A 16,969-nucleotide genomic window follows, 5' to 3' on the forward strand; every position below is an offset into this window, starting at 1 on the left:
GGCGGTGGCCGCCGGATACGGCGTATCCGGCACAGTCGGCAGGTCTTCGGACTCGCGGGCACCGGTCGTGTGATCGACCGACCTACTGGCCGTCGCTTCCCGAGCTCGGGGCTCAGTGCTTGATGACGGCGGTCGTTCCTGCATACCGCTGCGGGACAGTCCCGGATTCTCACCGGGTTCCCTCTCACCCGGCACCGGAGGATCCGGTGCGGGCTTCGACACCGGCGCGGGAGGTCGGGGCTCCGACTCTTCCACCGCGCAGGCGAACCAGCTGCACCCACCAGCATAGGGCCTCGCCGGGCCGGAGATGACCGGACCATCCCCAACAGTGCCGTGACCTGCGGATTACCCGGTCTCGCGAGTCCGCACCGGCGACGGTCCGAAACGGTGAGATGTGACGGTCCGATGAACGCAACTTCGCAGGTGGGCGGGTGTGCGCTGTGAAGAATGCGACGAAGCCACCTTGCCGGTGAACCGGTGGTTCGGGTCCGGGTACCGTAGGCCAATGTTCTCGAAAGTCTTGGTCGCCAATCGCGGCGAGATCGCCATCCGCGCCTTCCGAGCGGCCTACGAACTAGGCATCGGAACCGTCGCGGTGTTCCCGTACGAAGACCGCAATTCGGTGCATCGGCTGAAGGCGGCCGAGTCCTATCAGATCGGGGAGCAGGGCCATCCGGTCCGGGCCTATCTCTCGATCGAGGCGATCATCGACGCGGCCAAGAGCGCGGGCGCCGACGCGATCTACCCCGGCTACGGCTTCCTCTCCGAGAACCCCGACCTGGCCGCGGCCTGCGCGCGCGAGGGCATCACCTTCATCGGGCCCACCGCCGAGGTGCTCGAGATGGCGGGCAACAAGGCCACGGCCATCGAGGCGGCGCGCGCTGCCGGGCTGCCGGTGTTGAAGTCCAGTGAACCCTCGGCCGACATCGAGGAACTGCTCACCGCCTCCGCCGAACTCGAGTACCCGATCTTCGTCAAGGCCGTCGCCGGTGGCGGTGGGCGCGGTATGCGCCGCGTCGCCGCACCCGAGCAGCTGCGGGAGTCGATCGAGGCGGCCTCGCGCGAAGCCGAGTCGGCCTTCGGTGATCCCACGGTCTTCCTCGAGCAGGCCGTGGTGAACCCGCGCCACATCGAGGTGCAGATCCTGGCCGATCAGCACGGCAATGTCATGCATCTGTTCGAGCGGGACTGTTCGCTGCAGCGCCGCCACCAGAAGGTGATCGAGCTCGCGCCCGCGCCGAATCTGGATCCCGCACTGCGGGAACGGATCTGCGCCGATGCGGTGGCCTTCGCCCGCCAGATCGGCTACATCAACGCGGGCACGGTGGAGTTCCTGCTCGACGAGCGCGGCAATCACGTCTTCATCGAGATGAACCCGCGCATCCAGGTCGAGCACACGGTCACCGAGGAGATCACCGACGTCGACCTGGTGCAGTCGCAGCTGCGCATCGCCGCCGGGGAGACCCTGGCCGACCTGGGCCTGAGCCAGGACACGGTCGCCATCCGGGGCGCGGCGCTGCAGTGCCGCATCACCACCGAGGACCCCGCCAACGGCTTCCGCCCCGACACCGGCCGCATCACCGCCTACCGCACCCCCGGTGGCGCGGGCATCCGCCTCGACGGTGGCGCGAACCTGGGCGCGGAGATCGGCGCCTACTTCGACTCGATGCTGGTGAAGCTCACCTGCCGCGGTCGTGACCTGCCCGCGGCCGCCGCCCGTGCCCGCCGGGCGCTGGCGGAGTTCCGGATCCGTGGCGTCACGACCAACATCCCGTTCCTGCTGTCGGTGCTCGACGATCCCGACTTCCAGGCGGGCCGGGTGACGACGTCGTTCATCGACGAGCGCCCGCAGCTGCTCACCTCGCGTGGCTCGGCCGACCGCGGCACCAAGATCCTGAGCTACCTGGCCGATGTCACCGTCAACAAGCCGCATGGCGACCGGCCGACGACGGTGTACCCCTACGACAAGCTGCCCGCGCTCGACCTGACGGTGCCGCCGCCCGCCGGGTCGCGGCAGCGGCTGCTCGAGCTGGGGCCGGAGGGCTTCGCGCGCTCGCTGCGGGAGCAGAAGGCGCTCGGAGTCACCGACACCACCTTCCGTGACGCGCACCAGTCGCTGCTGGCGACCCGCGTGCGGACCAACGGCCTGCTCGGCGTGGCCGGACACGTGGCCCGCCTGACACCCGAACTGCTCTCGATCGAGGCATGGGGTGGCGCGACTTACGATGTGGCACTGCGGTTCCTGCACGAGGACCCGTGGGAGCGGCTCGCCGCACTGCGTGAAGCCGTGCCGAACATCTGCTTGCAGATGCTGCTGCGTGGACGCAACACCGTGGGTTACACCCCGTACCCCGAACAGGTCACGCGGGCTTTCGTTTCCGAGGCCACCGCGACCGGTATCGATATCTTCCGGATCTTCGACGCGCTCAACAATGTCGACCAGATGCGGCCCGCGATCGAAGCGGTCCGGGAAACCGGCACCGCCGTAGCGGAAGTCGCGCTCAGCTACACCGGCGACCTGTTGAACCCGGACGAGTCGCTCTACACCCTCGACTACTACCTGAAGCTGGCCGAGCAGATCGTCGACGCGGGCGCGCATGTGCTCGCGATCAAGGACATGGCGGGTCTGCTGCGTGCCCCTGCCGCGGCGAAACTGGTTACCGCGCTGCGGAGTAACTTCGACCTGCCGGTTCACGTGCACACCCATGACACTCCCGGTGGACAGCTGGCGACGTATCTGGCCGCGTGGCAGGCCGGTGCGGACGCGGTCGATGGCGCATCGGCGGCCATGGCGGGGACCACCTCCCAGCCCGCGCTGTCGGCGATCGTGGCCGCGGCCGCGCACACCGAGCACGACACGGGGCTGAACCTGCAGAACGTGTGCGACCTCGAGCCCTACTGGGAGGCGCTGCGAAAGGTCTACGCCCCCTTCGAGTCCGGTCTGCCCGCGCCGACCGGTCGCGTGTACACCCACGAGATTCCGGGTGGCCAGTTGTCGAACCTGCGGCAGCAGGCGATTGCGCTCGGTCTCGGTGACCGGTTCGAGGAAGTCGAAGCGAAATACGCTGCTGCTGATCGGCTTCTGGGTCGTCTGATCAAGGTGACGCCGTCGTCGAAGGTCGTCGGCGATCTCGCGCTCGCGCTGGTCGGGTCCGGTGTCGACATCGAGGACTTCGCCGCCGACCCCGGCCGCTACGACATTCCCGATTCCGTCATCGGTTTCCTGCGTGGCGAACTCGGGACTCCGGCCGGTGGTTGGCCGGAACCGTTCCGTAGCAAGGCACTGGCCGGGCGGAACGAGCCCAAGCCCGAGACACCGCTGTCCCCGGCGGACCAGGCCGGTCTGGACGGATCCTCAGAAGAGCGTCGCGACACGTTGAATCGTCTGCTGTTCCCCGGCCCGACCGCGGAGTTCCGTACTCATCGGGAGAAGTACGGCGACACGACCGGTCTGTCGGAGAATCAGTTCTTCTACGGTCTGCGTCGTGGTGAAGAACACCGCGTTCAGTTGGAGAAGGGTGTCACCCTGCTCATCGGTTTGGAAGCGATTTCCGAGCCGGATGAGAAGGGTATGCGCACGGTCATGTGCATCATGAACGGTCAGTTGCGGCCGATCGCGGTGCGTGATCGGTCGATCGCTTCGGAGGTTCCGGTCGCGGAGAAGGCCGACAAGAACAATCCGGGTCATATCGCCGCACCCTTCGCCGGCGTCGTCACCGTCGCCGTCTCGGAAGGCGAGGAGATCCACGCGGGTGACACCGTCGGCACCATCGAGGCCATGAAGATGGAAGCCGCGATCACCGCACCGCGCAGCGGCATCGTCGCCCGCATCGCCACCGCCAAGGTGGCCCAGGTCGAAGGCGGCGACCTGCTGGTGGAACTGGCTGTGCGCGAGTCGGAATGACACGCATCGTCGCGGGAACAGCCGGCGGGCGGCGCCTCAGGGTGCCGCCCGCGGGCACCCGACCCACCTCCGACCGGGTACGCGAAGCGCTCTTCAGCGCCATCGACGCCCGCCTCGACCTCGACGGCGCCCGGGTCCTCGACCTGTACGCGGGCTCGGGCGCCCTCGGCCTGGAAGCCCTCTCGCGCGGCGCCGCGCACGCCCTGCTGATCGAATCCGACCGCAAGGCCGCCGCCGTGGTGCGGTCCAATATCGCCGAACTCGGTCTGCCCGGCGCCGAACTGCGGGTCGGCAGCGTCGGCACCGTCCTCGCGCACGCGGCGTCCGCGGCCTACGACGTGGTGTTCTCCGATCCGCCCTACGACGTGAGCACCGATGACGTGATCGCCGACCTCACCGCGCTGGCCGCCAACGGCTGGCTGGCGCCCGATGCGCTCGTGGTGGTGGAACGATCCAGCCGCTCACCCGAGATCACCTGGCCCGCAGGCTATGCGCCGCTGAAGCCGCGCAAGTACGGGGAGACCAGAGTGGAGCTCGCCGAGTTCGGTGCTAGCGTCTGAACCATGGCTGCAGCACTGTGTCCCGGCTCCTTCGACCCGGTCACCAACGGTCACGTCGATGTCTTCACCCGCGCGGCCGCGCAGTTCGACGAGGTGATCATCACGGTGATGGTCAATCCCAAGAAACAGGGCACGTTCTCCGTCGAGGAACGGATGGAACTGCTGCGCGAATCGGTCGCGCACCTGCCGAACGTGCGCGTCGCGTCCTGGCAGGGACTGCTGGTCGACTTCGCCAGGCAGGAGGGCGTCAGCGCGATCGTCAAGGGCCTGCGCGACGCCGGTGACTTCGGCTACGAGCTGCAGATGGCCCAGATGAACCACAAGCTCGCCGGCGTCGACACCTTCTTCATCGCCACCAACCCCGGCCTGAGCTTCCTGTCCAGCTCGCTGGTCAAGGAAGTGGCCACCTACGGCGGCGACATCAGCGACATGCTCCCCGAGGCCGTGCACAAGCGGCTGCTCGAGCGGATCGCCGAACGCCGCGCCTGATCGTTCTCAGAACACCCAGCCGCGCAGGGCCAGGAAGCGCATCCCGCCGACGGCGGCGGTGATGGCGAGCACGGCGATCGCCTGGGCGGTACCGCCCAGGGTCGGCGCCCAGACATCGAGCGCGGCCAGGCCCGCCGTGGTGACACCGAGGCCGAGCAGGGCCAGCCCGCCGCCCTCCCACTGCGCGGTGAACCAGCTGACCCGGTCGGTCGCGTGGAAGGTGAGCTGACGGTGCAGTTCGTTGGCGATGATCGTGCTCACGATCGAGCCGACGACATTGGCGATCAGCGGGCCGACGCCGTACATGGCGAAGAACAGCAGCACATAGGCGACATTGCTGGACCCGCCGACCAGCGCGAACCGGATGAGCTGGGGGAGCGCGCGGTCGCCGCGCAGATAGGCCATGGAGCCGTCGAGCCGGGGACGCACCGCGGGAACGACAACGCGCGGCGCGGGCACCGGGTACGGACCCGTCCACGGAGTGAGCATGCCCGCGACATGCGACACCGAGGTTCTCGGTGTTTCCAGAACGGTCATGGTCGGCTCCGATTCCCATGAAAGGTCTCGGGGAGAACAACAGCGAAAGTCGTGCGGTGCTTCCCGGCGGACGGCATTGTCGTGCCTACCGATGGTAGCGGAAGTGGAGGGCCGCACTCCACTTGATTGCGATGCGATCTAGGACACTGTCGCGACACACCGCGCCGACATTCGGCACACGCGCCGTCGACGGGCACACTGGGCGTCGGCGGTAGTCGTTTCGCCGGGATTGAGCAGGAGGGTAGTGAGCATGTATCGCGTATTCGAAGCACTCGACGAACTGGTCGCCATCGTCGAAGAGGCGCGCGGCATCCCGCCGACCCGCAGCTGCATCGTGCCACGCGGCGATGTCCTCGAACTCCTCGACGACGTCCGCGACGCCCTGCCCGGCGAACTCGACGACGCCCAGGACGTGCTCGACCACCGGGACAAGATCGTCGGCGACGCCCGCACCGGCGCCGAGACCACGGTCACCACGGCCAACGAGCAGGCCCGCAGCACCGTCGAGAACGCCCGCACCGAGGCCGACCGCATCCTGGCCGACGCCAAGGCACACGCCGACCGGATGGTCGCCGAGGCCACCGCGCACGCCGACCGCCTCGTCACCGCCGCCCAGGCCGAGGCCGACCAGGTGATCGCCGACGGCAACGCCGAATACGACGAGCTCACCGGTCGCGCCCAGATCGACGCCGACCGGTCCATCGAGGCGGGCAAGGCCTCCTACGAGCGCTCGGTCGCCGACGGCAAGGCCGAACAGGCCCGCCTGGTCGCCCAGACCGAGGTCGTGCGGGCCGCGCACGCCGAATCGGCCCGGCTGATCGACGAGGCGCAGGCCGAATCCGACCGGGTGCGCGCCGAATGCGACGACTACGTCGACGAGCGGATGGCCGACTTCGGCGGCAAGCTCGCCGCGCTCGAGGAGACGCTCAACACCACCCGGCGCACCATCACCCGCGGCCGCCAGCAGATGCGCGGCGGGCCCTCGCCCGAGTACCCCGAATACGCTGCCGAGCACCGCCGCTGAGCCGAGGGCGCGTTTTGAGTTCCGGCGGGGTCCTGCCGTACTGTTGAGTGGTTGCCCACGATCCCCCCAGAAGTCAGTGAGTCAGTGATGTCCGCCCGTTCCGGTTCGTCCGCGCGTCCGCACAAGACCAACGGTCCTGTGTCGGAGGCGGGTTTTGTGCTGGATGTCCGCAGTCTCGGCCGTCGGCCGGGCACGATGCGGGATGTGCGGCGCACGGCCACCGACCACGGGCGGCTGGGTCTCGACCTGATCGCCATCCCGGCCGACGCCGCGGTGGAACTCGACCTGCAGCTGCAGGCCGTCTCGGAGGGTGTGCTGGTCACCGGCACGGTGTCCGGGCCGACGGTCGGGGAGTGCTCGCGCTGCCTCGAATCGTTCGACGACCAGGTGGGGATTCGTCTGACGGAGCTGTTCGCGTATCCGGACAGCACCACCGAGCAGACGACCGAGGACGGCGAGGTCTACCGCATGGAAGACGACCTCATCGATCTCGAGCCGGTGATCCTCGACGCCATCGGGCTGGAGCTTCCGCTGCAGCCGCTCTGTGCACCGGACTGCGCGGGCCTGTGCCCCGAGTGCGGTGTGCGGATGGCGATTGCGGGTCCCGATCACGGGCATGAGATACTGGACCCTCGCTGGGCGAAGTTGGCGAATTTCGCCGTCGACGCGCCCGGTACCGGCGACCCCGCTGAGGGTTCCACCCACCCAGACCAACCCGCATCCGCGGCAGATTCTGCTGCCGTGGTCAGCGAAAACCAAGAGGAGAAGTAGCCGTGGCTGTTCCCAAGCGCCGGATGTCCCGTTCCAACACCCGGTCGCGGCGCAGCCAGTGGAAGGCCGTCGCGCCGACCCTGGTCACCTGCCCGAACCGTGCCTGCGGTGAGAAGACCCTCCCGCACATCGCGTGCCCGTCCTGCGGCACCTACAAGGGCCGCCAGGTCACCGCTGCCGTCTGATCGTCTCGATCATCAGTAGCCACGTGACAGCAAGCAAAGACAGTGCGGGCGCGGCCGACCACGCCAGCCTGCTCACCGCCCTCGGTGTCGACGTAGGACCGGAGCTTCTGCGCCTCGCGCTGACGCACCGGTCCTACGCGTACGAGAACGGGGGCCTGCCGACCAACGAGCGCCTCGAGTTCCTCGGCGACTCGGTACTCGGCCTGAGCATCACCGAACGGCTCTACACCGAGCACCCCGAGAAGTCCGAGGGCGAGCTCGCCAAACTGCGCGCCAGCGTGGTGAACATGCACGCGCTCGCCGAGGTGGCACGTGGTCTCGGCGACGGCGGCCTCGGCCAGTACCTGCTGCTCGGCAAGGGCGAAGAGCTCACCGGTGGCCGGGACAAGCCGAGCATCCTCGCCGACGGCATGGAATCGCTGCTGGGCGCCGTGCACCTCGAGCACGGCATCGAGGTGGCGCGCGGCGTGGTCCTGCGCCTGTTCGCCGATCTGCTCGAGCGCGGCCCCCGGATGGGCGCCGGTCTCGACTGGAAGACCAGCCTGCAGGAGCTCACCGCCGAACGCGGTCTCGGCGTGCCCTCTTACGAGATCACCTCGACCGGTCCCGACCACAACAAGGAGTTCACCGCCACCACGGTGATCGCCGGTCGGCCCTACGGTTCGGGTGTCGGTCGCTCGAAGAAGGAAGCCGAGCAGAAGGCGGCCGGGACGGCCTACCAGGCCCTCACCGCCGAATCCGCGGCCGAGCCCACCGACGCTCCCGAAGCCTGAACCGTGCCCGAACTGCCCGAGGTCGAGGTGGTCCGGCGCGGTCTGGCCGAGCACGCGGTCGGCCGGTCCATCGAGACGGTCACCGTCACCCATCCCCGCGCCGTGCGCAGACACGTCGCGGGTGGTGCCGATCTGGCCGGTCGTCTCGCCGGATTGCGCATCGACGCGGCACAGCGCCGCGGTAAATATCTCTGGCTCACCTTCGACGAGCCCGACACCGCCCTGGTCGTGCACCTGGGTATGAGCGGGCAGATGCTGGTGCAGCCCGCCGACGCCCCGGTCGAGAAGCACGCCCACATCCGCGCCGCCCTCGACGGCGGCACCGAACTGCGCTTCGTCGATCAGCGCACCTTCGGCGGCTGGGCGCTGGGCGGACTCGTCGAGGTCGACGGCACCGTCGTCCCCGATTCGGTCGCCCACATCGCCCGCGATCCGCTGGATCCGCGCTTCGACACCGAAGCCACCGTCGCCGCGATCCGCGCCAAGAACACCGAGATCAAGCGAGTACTGCTCGATCAGACGGTGATCTCGGGCATCGGCAACATCTACGCCGACGAGGCGCTGTGGCGGGCCGGTCTGCACGGCGCCCGGACCGCGTCGGGCCTGAGCCGCCCGGTGCTGCGGACCCTGCTCGCCGAGGTGCACGCGGTGATGAGTGCCGCGCTGGCGGTCGGCGGCACCTCCTTCGACGCGCTGTATGTGAACGTCAACGGCGAATCGGGCTATTTCTCCCGGTCACTGGCCGTGTACGGGCGCGAGGACGAGCCGTGTGGGCGCTGCGGTGCCCCGGTGATCCGGGAACAGTTCATGAATCGGTCGTCGTTTTCCTGTCCGAAGTGTCAGCCGAAGCCTCGCCGTCGCTGATCGGGGCGCGCTACCGTTTCTTATGCGCAAGCTGACCTATTTCGTGGCATCGACGATCGACGGCTTCATCGCCGCCGAGGACGGGACGCTGGACTTCTTCCCGGTCGGCGGCGATCACGGTCCCGCGATCATCTCGCAGTATCCCGAAACCCTGCCGACCAAGGTGCGTGAGGCACGCGGCATCGCGGCGGGCAACAGCTACTTCGACACCGTGATCATGGGCCGCAAGACCCACGACTTCGGGGTGCGCACCGGCACCGCCAGCCCGTACGAGCATCTGCGCCAGTTCGTGGTGTCCACGACGCTGCCCGAACCGCCCGCACCGGGGGTCGAGCTGATCAGCGCCGACCCGGTGACGGCGGTGCGCGCGCTCAAACGCGAGCCGGGACTGGGCATCTGGCTGTGCGGCGGCGGCGAACTGGCGCAGACGCTGCTGCCCGAGATCGACCAGGTGTTCCTCAAACTGCACCCGGTGCTGCTCGGCACCGGCCGCCCGCTGTTCGGGCCCGGCGTGAAACTGCCCGCACCGGAACGGTTCCGGGTGATCACCAGCCGGGTCTACACCGACGGGGTGGCGTTCGTGAAGTACGGCCGGATCAGGTAGCGCCCGTGGCGACGGCGGCGAGTCCCGGTCCGGTGGCGGCCCTGCGTGAGATCGGGTTCTGGCTCGAGCGCTCGCGGGCCGAGACCCACCGGGTCAAGGCGTACCGACGCGCCGCCGACGTCGTCGCCGGGCTGAGCGAGACCGAACGGGCCGAGCGCGCCCGCGCGCACAGCTGGCGTGAACTGCCCGGGATCGGGCCCAAGACCGCCGCGGTGATCGAACAGGCGAGTGCCGGTGAAACTCCCGGCTACCTGGTGGAACTGCGTGCCGCGGCCGAACCGATCGCGCCCGCCGGTGACGCATTGCGCGCCGCGCTGCGCGGCGATCTGCACACCCATTCGGACTGGTCCGATGGCGGCAGCCCGATCGCCGAGATGATGGGCGTCGCCGCCGCGCTCGGCCACGAATACTGCGCGCTCACCGATCACTCCCCGCGCCTGAAGGTCGCCAACGGCCTGTCCGCCGAGCGGCTGCTGCGCCAGCTCGACGTGATCGCCGAACTCAACGAGCAGCTGGCGCCGTTCCGGATCCTCACCGGCATCGAGGTCGACATCCTCGACGACGGCACCCTCGATCAGCGCGCCGACCTGCTCGAACGCCTCGATGTCGTTGTCGCCAGCGTGCATTCGCGTCTGCGTGACGACAGCGACACGATGACCAAGCGGATGGTCTACGCGGTCGCCAACCCGCACGTCGACATCCTGGGCCACTGCACCGGCCGCCTCGTCGAGGGCGGTCGCGGCACCAGACCCGAATCCAGCTTCGATGCCGAACTCGTCTTCGAGGCCTGCCGCCGCTACGGCACCGCCGTCGAGATCAACAGCCGACCCGAACGCCGTGACCCGCCGGGCCGGCTGATCGAGCTGGCCGTGGAGCTGGACTGCCACTTCAGCATCGACACCGACGCGCACGCGCCCGGCCAGCTGGACTGGCAGGGTTACGGCTGCGAACGGGCACTGGCGCACGGTGTTTCGGCCGAGCGGGTGATCGACACCTGGCCGCTGGATCAGCTGCTGGCCTGGTGCCGGGAATCCGGTGGGTGAAGAGTTGCCCAACACCTGACCGCACCGGGTGCCGTGGCCGGATCCACCTGGTACATATGCGATTACAGGCGTGTGGGTGACAGCGGGGGAGCTGGTGGGCGAGTTTCCGTTCGAGGTCGTGTTGTCGATCATCGGCATCGTGGTGGCCGTGGCCGCGTTCCTGCGCGAGTTCGTTCTCGTCGGACGTCGACGGCTCGGCTACCGGGTGCAGATGGACACGCCGGTCACCGGTGAGATCGAGTTCTCCGCGCCGAACACGCCCACCGACCCGGATGTCACCGGCGCACTGCGCAATCTGCGCACCACGGTGGCCGGCGGGCAGGACTGGCAGCTCAAGAAGCTGTCGCTGGTGCTGGTGCGGATCGAGAACAGCGGCTCGCTCGGGATCGACGCCGCCGACTACACGATGCGCAGCGACGGGCAGCCGACCGTCGGTCTGCACCTGAGCTTTCCGGGCCGCGAGGTGATCGGCGTGGCCGTCACCGAACTCCAGGGGGTGCCGCGCGACAATCTCGGCGACGGCTCCGGCATCGCCCGCCGCGTCGAAGGGAGCCCGGCACACGAGCCGGGCGGCACCTCGAATCTGGTCGGGGTCGTCGACCTGCCCAAGGTGCCGCTCGAACGCGGCGACCACTACAAGATCCTGGCCGTGCTCAACCGGCCCAACGACGGTGATCCGACGCCGGAACCCGAACTCGCGGGCGGCATCAAGGGCGGCCGGGTGGTCACCACGCGCAGCAATTCGCGCCCGCCCTGGATCCTGGTGGCACTCAGTCTGTTCCTGCTCACGCTCGTTGTCGTGCAGCTCGTCCTCGCCGTGGTGCGCGCCGATCCGCCCCCGCGCGACTGTGCCGCCGGTGAACTCACGCTGGTCGGGTCCTCGGCCATGGCGCCGATGATCCGTACGGCCGCCGAGAACTACGCGGCGACCTGCACCGAGGCACGCTTCCAGTTCGACTTCGCCGGGACCGAACCGGGGCTGCGCGCGATCACCCTGGCCGGGCCGACGCCGGACATGCTCGCCATCGGCGACGGTGACAAGGGCGATTCCTTCGCGGCGCTGACCGAGCATCCGCTGGCGCTGGCCTCGTTCTCGATGATCGTGCACCCCGCGGTGGGCCTGAAAGACCTCTCGACCCAGCAGATCCGGGATCTGTACCGGGGCACGGTGACGAACTGGCGTCAGCTCGGCGGCCCCGATCTGCCCGTGGTGCTGATCGATCGGACCGCCGGTTCGGGCACCCGGCGCGCGCTCGAGGCCCGGCTGCTCGAGGACAACCGCAAGGTGTTCCGCTACACCAGCTGCGTCGGGATGGCCGCCGGTGGTCCGCAGTGCGAGGTCGACGTGACCGAGGAAGTGGCTACCTTCGTTGCCAAAATTCCTGGGGCGGTGGGCTATCTGGAGACCTCGGCGATCGGGGCCGACGTCACGGCCGTCTCGATCGACGGCGTGGCACCGAGTCCGCAGACCCTGCGGGCGGGCACCTACCCGTTCATCGGCATCGAGTACGCCTACACCCACGGTTCGATCGCCGGTGATTCGCTGGCCGCCCAGTTCCTGGACTACCTGACCCGGGGTAAGGCCAGGCTCACCATGGCCGAGTTCGGCAACATCCCCTGTATCGACCCGGTCGAACCGACATTCTGTACGCCGTAGACCGGCTCTGACGGCGGAATCTCCTGTCCCGGCACGGAATCGCCGAAAAGGAAAACCCAGCAACACACTGGTTTACTCTCCGGTAGCGGGGTACGTTCCATCACGGCCCCTCTGTTCAGGCGGCACCCAGCCAGGTGCGCTCCCGCTTGACCAGGCCAACCATGCCCCATGGACGGCGGTGAAGCTCTCGTCTCCACCCCGCCGAGGCGGCCATCTCTTGTTCGCGCAAGTGTTGCGAGGTTGTGTCCCTGGAAGGAAGGTCATGAGTGCAGACATGTCGGCAATGTCGCCGACCGGGTTCTCGACGTCCGATCTCTATTCGATCGAGCACAACGGTGGCCCACTGCGGATCGCGATGGTGGTTCCACCGTATTTCGATGTACCCCCCAAGGCGTACGGCGGCGTGGAGGCCGTAGTCGCCGATCTGGTCGATTCACTGTGTGAGCGCGGCCATCACGTCACCCTGTTCGGTGCGGGCGAACCGGGAACCAAGGCGAACTTCGTCCCGCTGTGGGACCGGATCCAGCCCGAGCGGCTCGGTGATCCGTTCCCCGAGATCGTGCACGCGCTGCGGGTGCGCCGCGCGATCGAGCGGCTGGCCGACACCGAAGGCATCGATCTGGTCCACGATCACACCTTCGCCGGTCCGCTCAACGCGCCCGCGTACGCCAATCTCGGGCTGCCGACGGTGGTCACGGTGCACGGGCCGGTGCAGGACGACTGCTACCGCTACTACAAGGAACTGGGCGAGGAATGCTCGCTCGTCGCGATCAGTGACCGGCAGCGCGCGCTCGCGCCCGACCTGCCGTGGGCCGGTCGCGTGCACAACGCCCTGCGGCCCGATCAGTGGCCGTTCGAGACCGAGAAGCAGGACTACGCACTGTTCCTCGGCCGGTTCAGCATGGACAAGGGCCCGCATCTGGCCCTCGACGCCGCGCACGCGGCGGGCATCCCGCTGATCCTGGCGGGCAAGTGCAGCGAGCCGCCGGAGAAGGCGTATTTCGAGGAGCACGTGCGACCGCGGCTGACCCCCGATGATCACGTGTTCGGCCTCGCCGACGCGACCGCCAAGCGTAAACTGCTCTCCGGAGCGCGGTGTCTGCTGTTCCCCATTCGCTGGGAGGAGCCGTTCGGCATGGTCATGATCGAAGCGATGGTCTGTGGCACGCCGGTCGTCGCCCTGCGCGGCGGTGCGGTGAGCGAGGTACTGGTCGACGGGGTGACCGGGCGGATCTGTGACGACCCGGCCGAATTGCCCGCCGCCATCGCCGAAGTCGCCACGTTCGACCCGGCCGCCTGCCGGGCGCACGTCACCGCGAACTTCGGCGCCGAGGTTCTCGGCCGCGGCTACGAGCAGGTGTACCGGCAACTGCTGGCGCGCACCACGATCGGCTACGACACCGCCTACCGGCTGCCCATGCCGGTCGGGGCGGCGATCAGCGGGCGCGCATGAGCCTGGACAGTACGTCGTCGCCGAGCCCGCTCAACGCGGGGGAACCCGCGGGGCTCGGCGGCAACGGGGGCAACGTCACCCTCGTCGAAGGCGGCACCTTCTGCCTGTCGGACCGGCTCGGCGACATCGAGCCGGGCAAGCCGCAGGGCCTGTTCTTCCGCGACGCCAGGGTGATCTCGCGCTGGGAACTGATGATCGACGGCAAACGGCCCGAAGGCTTGTCGGTGCTGAGCCCGGAGGCCTTCGCCGCGCGGTTCGTGCTGCGCAGGCCGCCGCAGCAGGGCCGGGCCGACAGCACCCTGCTCGTCGTGCGTGATCGGCTCGTCGCCGAGGGCATGCACGAGGTGATCACCCTGGAGAACATGAGCCGCGAGGCGACGGCGGTCGTGCTCGAACTGCACGTCGACGCCGATTTCGTCGACCTGTTCTCGGTCAAGGAAGGCCGGATGGGCGGGCGCAGGGCGGAGATGACGACCGCCGACGGCGAACTGCTGCTGCACGACCGCGCCGACCTCTCGCGCGGGCTCGCCCTCACCTCGACCGTCGAGCCGATGGTGCTGCCCGGCACCATGATCTGGCGGGTCGTCGTCCCCGCGGGCGGGCGCTGGCAGACCGAGATCAGCGCGCAACCGGCGGGCGCCGCACAACGTCCCCAGGTGCAGGGCACCGTCGGTGAGCGGTACCGGGCCAGCGAGCCGGTGCGCAAGATCCAGGCGTGGCGGGCCACCGCCACCGACATCACCGCCGATTCCGGCCTGCTCAACCGGATCCTGCGCCGCAGCGAAAGCGATCTTGGCGCCCTGCAGATCCACACCGACTCGGGCACCGGCAGGCCCTTCGTCGCGGCGGGCGCCCCCTGGTTCATGACGCTGTTCGGCCGCGACTCCCTGCTGACGGCATGGATGTCGCTGCCGCTGGAAACCGATCTGGCGCTCGGCACGCTGCAACAGCTCGCCGAATTGCAGGGCCAGACGGTCGATCCGCTGGTGGAGGAGGAGCCGGGCCGGATCATGCACGAGATGCGGCGTGGTCCCTCGGTCGGGCAGGTGCTCGGCGGTCAGATCTACTACGGCACCGTCGACGCGACCCCGCTGTTCGTGATGCTGCTCGCCGAATGTCTGCGCTGGGGCGCCGAACCCGCCTCGATCGCCACCCTGCTGCCCGCGGCCGACGCCGCGATCGGCTGGATCACCGACTTCGGCGACCGCGACGACGACGGCTTCGTCGAGTACGTCCGCGCCACCGACCGTGGCCTGATCAATCAGGGCTGGAAGGACAGCTTCGACGGGATCAACGACGCCGCGGGCCATATCGCGCAGGCGCCGGTCGCGCTGTGCGAGGTGCAGGGGTACGTGTACGCGGCCTACCGCGCCCGCGCCGAACTGGCCGACGCGTTCGACGACCCGGCGCTGGCCACCCGCATGCGCGAGCGGGCTGCCGAATTGCGTACCAAGTTCGCGGAGCAGTTCTGGCTACCGCACTACGGCTGGTACGCCGTCGCCCTCGACGGCAACAAGCGCCAGATCGACGCGCTCACCAGCAATGCCGCGCACTGTCTGTGGTCGGGCATCGCCACCGACGAGCACGCCGAGATCCTGATCCAGAATCTGGCGAAGTCGGAGATGGACTCCGGCTTCGGGTTGCGCACGCTGGCCTCGAACATGGGCGCCTACAACCCGATGAGCTATCACTGCGGGTCGATCTGGCCGCACGACACGGCGATCGCGGTCGCCGGGCTGATGCGGTACCAGCACGTGCCGGGCGCGGTCGAACTGGCGACCAAGCTCTCGGCCGGCCTGCTCGACGCCGCGGCCGCGTTCGACGGTCGGCTGCCCGAGCTGTTCTGCGGCTTCCCGCGTGCCCGCTTCGCCGCGCCGGTGCCCTATCCCACCTCCTGCTCACCGCAGGCGTGGGCGAGCGCCGCACCGCTGCTGCTGGTCCGCTCGTTCCTCGGGCTCGACCCCGACGTCCCCGACCGGACCCTGACGCTGCGGCCCCAGGTGCCCGCCGCGTGGGGCTGCGTGCGGATGTCGGAGTTCCGGCTGGGCGAGGCCACGGTCGACATCGAGGTCTGCGGGTCGGCGGTCACCGTGACCGGCCTGCCCGAGGGCTGGGCACTGCTCACCGACGAGGAACGCGCCGAGTAGTACACGCCCGCGAACGGGGCCGGAGCTCAGTGCTCCGGCCCCGTTCACGGGTGGGCCCGATCACCCGGCCGGAATGCCGTCACCGGCGCCGACGTTGCCAGGCGTGCGTTGTCTCCGACGAGAATGGCAGGATCTGACCCATGGCTGAGCAGCAGAGTGCACCCGTGACCACCGCCCCGACCGAACTGTGGGTCGAGCGCACCGGAACCAGGGCCTACACCGGACGCAGTTCGCGCGGCGCCGAGGTGCTGATCGCCTCGCAGGGTGTCGAGGGCGCGTTCACCCCCGGTGAGCTGCTCAAGATCGCGCTGGCCGCCTGCACCGGCCTCAGCTCGGACCTGCCGCTCTCGCGCCGCCTCGGCGACGACTTCGACGCCACCATCCGGGTCTCCGGCGACGCCGACCGCGAGAACGAGGTGTACCCCCAACTCGACGAGGTCGTCGAACTGGATCTGTCCGAACTCGACGAGGCCGCACGCGAGCGACTACTGGTCACCGTGGAACGGGCCGTCGACAAGGTGTGCACCGTGGGCCGCACGTTGAAGGCGGGCACCAAGGTGACGTTGAGCTTCGACATCGACGCATGAGCGGGCAGGCCCGGAGGCGGCAGCGGAGCGTAACCACGCAGGGCCCCGCTCATGCAGATTGGACACTGCATGAGTACCGAACCGGTTCGGCTCAGCGCCTGGGTGCACGGTTATGTGCAGGGCGTCGGCTTTCGCTGGTGGACCCGTTCGCGCGCACTGGAACTCGGCCTGGTCGGCTTCGCCCGCAACCACGCCGACGGGCGCGTGCACGTGGTCGCCGAAGGCCCGCGAACGGTGGAAGAGAAGCTGCTGGAACTGTTACGGTCGGGCGATGCTCCCGGCCGGGTCGATCTTGTTGTGGAAAGCTGGGAGTCGGCGCGGGGCGATATGACGGGATTCGAGGAGCGGTAGTGGTGACTTCGGGGGTCAGG

16 protein-coding genes and 1 riboswitch are annotated in these 16,969 nt (G+C 69.0%); of the genes, 15 read left to right on the plus strand and 1 reads right to left on the minus strand.

The features are described from left to right. Positions 1 to 19: 19 nt before the first annotated feature. A riboswitch (cobalamin riboswitch) is annotated at positions 20 to 223 on the minus strand. Positions 224 to 505: 282 nt separating this feature from the next. From ACFVVM_RS21080 to coaD, 3 genes are read left to right on the plus strand one after another with little or no spacing between them, the layout of a single operon-like run. Further along, positions 506 to 3,904, plus strand: a complete 3,399-nt coding sequence (locus ACFVVM_RS21080; RefSeq protein WP_387620722.1) for a pyruvate carboxylase — start codon at positions 506 to 508, stop codon at positions 3,902 to 3,904. Continuing rightward, positions 3,901 to 4,464: a 16S rRNA (guanine(966)-N(2))-methyltransferase RsmD gene (gene rsmD / locus ACFVVM_RS21085; RefSeq protein ID WP_387620724.1), complete on the plus strand. Its 564-nt coding sequence runs from the start codon at positions 3,901 to 3,903 to the stop codon at positions 4,462 to 4,464. The genes ACFVVM_RS21080 and rsmD overlap by 4 nt, the downstream gene beginning before the upstream one ends. 3 nt (positions 4,465 to 4,467) lie before the next feature. Beyond that, positions 4,468 to 4,953 (plus strand): pantetheine-phosphate adenylyltransferase, encoded by a 486-nt coding sequence (coaD, locus tag ACFVVM_RS21090; RefSeq protein WP_387620726.1) that lies wholly within the window; start codon positions 4,468 to 4,470, stop codon positions 4,951 to 4,953. 6 nt (positions 4,954 to 4,959) lie between these two features. Here the strand turns inward: coaD and ACFVVM_RS21095 are convergent, their stop codons facing one another. Continuing rightward, on the minus strand, positions 4,960 to 5,490 hold the full coding sequence (locus ACFVVM_RS21095) for a GtrA family protein (RefSeq protein WP_387620728.1): 531 nt from the start codon (positions 5,488 to 5,490) through the stop codon (positions 4,960 to 4,962). A 250-nt stretch (positions 5,491 to 5,740) separates the two neighbouring features. Here ACFVVM_RS21095 and ACFVVM_RS21100 point away from each other — a divergent pair, with 250 nt between their 5' ends. The 12 genes from ACFVVM_RS21100 (at position 5,741) to ACFVVM_RS21155 (ending at position 16,949) form a co-directional block, all read left to right on the plus strand. Beyond that, positions 5,741 to 6,514 carry a DivIVA domain-containing protein gene (locus tag ACFVVM_RS21100; protein ID WP_387620731.1) on the plus strand — a complete coding sequence of 258 codons (774 nt, stop codon included), beginning with the start codon at positions 5,741 to 5,743 and terminating at the stop codon, positions 6,512 to 6,514. Between the two features lie 87 nt (positions 6,515 to 6,601). Continuing rightward, positions 6,602 to 7,285, plus strand: coding sequence for a YceD family protein (locus ACFVVM_RS21105; RefSeq protein WP_387620733.1), 684 nt, complete (start codon positions 6,602 to 6,604; stop codon positions 7,283 to 7,285). 2 nt (positions 7,286 to 7,287) lie between these two features. Then, entirely contained in the window at positions 7,288 to 7,470 is a 183-nt protein-coding gene (rpmF, locus tag ACFVVM_RS21110) for a 50S ribosomal protein L32 (RefSeq protein ID WP_022565580.1), read from the plus strand. A 23-nt stretch (positions 7,471 to 7,493) separates the two neighbouring features. Continuing rightward, complete coding sequence (gene rnc, locus ACFVVM_RS21115) at positions 7,494 to 8,243, plus strand: ribonuclease III (RefSeq protein WP_387620736.1); 750 nt, start codon at positions 7,494 to 7,496, stop codon at positions 8,241 to 8,243. A gap of 3 nt (positions 8,244 to 8,246) precedes the next feature. Next, complete coding sequence (mutM, locus tag ACFVVM_RS21120) at positions 8,247 to 9,107, plus strand: bifunctional DNA-formamidopyrimidine glycosylase/DNA-(apurinic or apyrimidinic site) lyase (RefSeq protein WP_387620739.1); 861 nt, start codon at positions 8,247 to 8,249, stop codon at positions 9,105 to 9,107. Between the two features lie 22 nt (positions 9,108 to 9,129). Beyond that, complete coding sequence (locus ACFVVM_RS21125; RefSeq protein WP_387620741.1) at positions 9,130 to 9,711, plus strand: dihydrofolate reductase family protein; 582 nt, start codon at positions 9,130 to 9,132, stop codon at positions 9,709 to 9,711. A 5-nt stretch (positions 9,712 to 9,716) separates the two neighbouring features. Continuing rightward, positions 9,717 to 10,754 (plus strand): PHP domain-containing protein, encoded by a 1,038-nt coding sequence (locus tag ACFVVM_RS21130; RefSeq protein ID WP_387620744.1) that lies wholly within the window; start codon positions 9,717 to 9,719, stop codon positions 10,752 to 10,754. A 76-nt stretch (positions 10,755 to 10,830) separates the two neighbouring features. Beyond that, on the plus strand, positions 10,831 to 12,411 hold the full coding sequence (locus tag ACFVVM_RS21135; RefSeq protein ID WP_387620747.1) for a PstS family phosphate ABC transporter substrate-binding protein: 1,581 nt from the start codon (positions 10,831 to 10,833) through the stop codon (positions 12,409 to 12,411). A 283-nt stretch (positions 12,412 to 12,694) separates the two neighbouring features. Beyond that, positions 12,695 to 13,864 (plus strand): glycosyltransferase family 4 protein, encoded by a 1,170-nt coding sequence (locus ACFVVM_RS21140; RefSeq protein WP_387620919.1) that lies wholly within the window; start codon positions 12,695 to 12,697, stop codon positions 13,862 to 13,864. Beyond that, positions 13,861 to 16,011 carry a glycogen debranching N-terminal domain-containing protein gene (locus ACFVVM_RS21145; protein WP_387620749.1) on the plus strand — a complete coding sequence of 717 codons (2,151 nt, stop codon included), beginning with the start codon at positions 13,861 to 13,863 and terminating at the stop codon, positions 16,009 to 16,011. Before ACFVVM_RS21140 ends, ACFVVM_RS21145 begins: the two co-directional genes overlap by 4 nt. Before the next feature lie 140 nt (positions 16,012 to 16,151). Beyond that, the gene (locus tag ACFVVM_RS21150) at positions 16,152 to 16,598 is read left to right on the plus strand and encodes an OsmC family protein (RefSeq protein WP_387620751.1); all 447 of its coding nucleotides are present in this window, start codon (positions 16,152 to 16,154) and stop codon (positions 16,596 to 16,598) included. Positions 16,599 to 16,667: 69 nt separating this feature from the next. Then, complete coding sequence (locus tag ACFVVM_RS21155; protein ID WP_387620754.1) at positions 16,668 to 16,949, plus strand: acylphosphatase; 282 nt, start codon at positions 16,668 to 16,670, stop codon at positions 16,947 to 16,949. Positions 16,950 to 16,969 lie beyond the last annotated feature (20 nt).

The sequence above is a fragment of the Nocardia sp. NPDC058176 genome (assembly GCF_042883805.1).
GTDB lineage: Bacteria > Actinomycetota > Actinomycetes > Mycobacteriales > Mycobacteriaceae > Nocardia.

What these genes read in the sequence shown, in the direction of transcription:
- ACFVVM_RS21080 (WP_387620722.1), top strand. Translation starts at nt 506, where the DNA reads ATGTTCTCGAAAGTCTTGGTCGCCAATCGCGGCGAGATCGCCATCCGC.
- rsmD (WP_387620724.1), top strand. Translation starts at nt 3,901, where the DNA reads ATGACACGCATCGTCGCGGGAACAGCCGGCGGGCGGCGCCTCAGGGTG.
- coaD (WP_387620726.1), top strand. Translation starts at nt 4,468, where the DNA reads ATGGCTGCAGCACTGTGTCCCGGCTCCTTCGACCCGGTCACCAACGGT.
- ACFVVM_RS21095 (WP_387620728.1), bottom strand. Translation starts at nt 5,490, where the DNA reads ATGACCGTTCTGGAAACACCGAGAACCTCGGTGTCGCATGTCGCGGGC.
- ACFVVM_RS21100 (WP_387620731.1), top strand. Translation starts at nt 5,741, where the DNA reads ATGTATCGCGTATTCGAAGCACTCGACGAACTGGTCGCCATCGTCGAA.
- ACFVVM_RS21105 (WP_387620733.1), top strand. Translation starts at nt 6,602, where the DNA reads ATGTCCGCCCGTTCCGGTTCGTCCGCGCGTCCGCACAAGACCAACGGT.
- ACFVVM_RS21125 (WP_387620741.1), top strand. Translation starts at nt 9,130, where the DNA reads ATGCGCAAGCTGACCTATTTCGTGGCATCGACGATCGACGGCTTCATC.
- ACFVVM_RS21140 (WP_387620919.1), top strand. Translation starts at nt 12,695, where the DNA reads ATGTCGCCGACCGGGTTCTCGACGTCCGATCTCTATTCGATCGAGCAC.
- ACFVVM_RS21145 (WP_387620749.1), top strand. Translation starts at nt 13,861, where the DNA reads ATGAGCCTGGACAGTACGTCGTCGCCGAGCCCGCTCAACGCGGGGGAA.
- ACFVVM_RS21150 (WP_387620751.1), top strand. Translation starts at nt 16,152, where the DNA reads ATGGCTGAGCAGCAGAGTGCACCCGTGACCACCGCCCCGACCGAACTG.
- ACFVVM_RS21155 (WP_387620754.1), top strand. Translation starts at nt 16,668, where the DNA reads ATGAGTACCGAACCGGTTCGGCTCAGCGCCTGGGTGCACGGTTATGTG.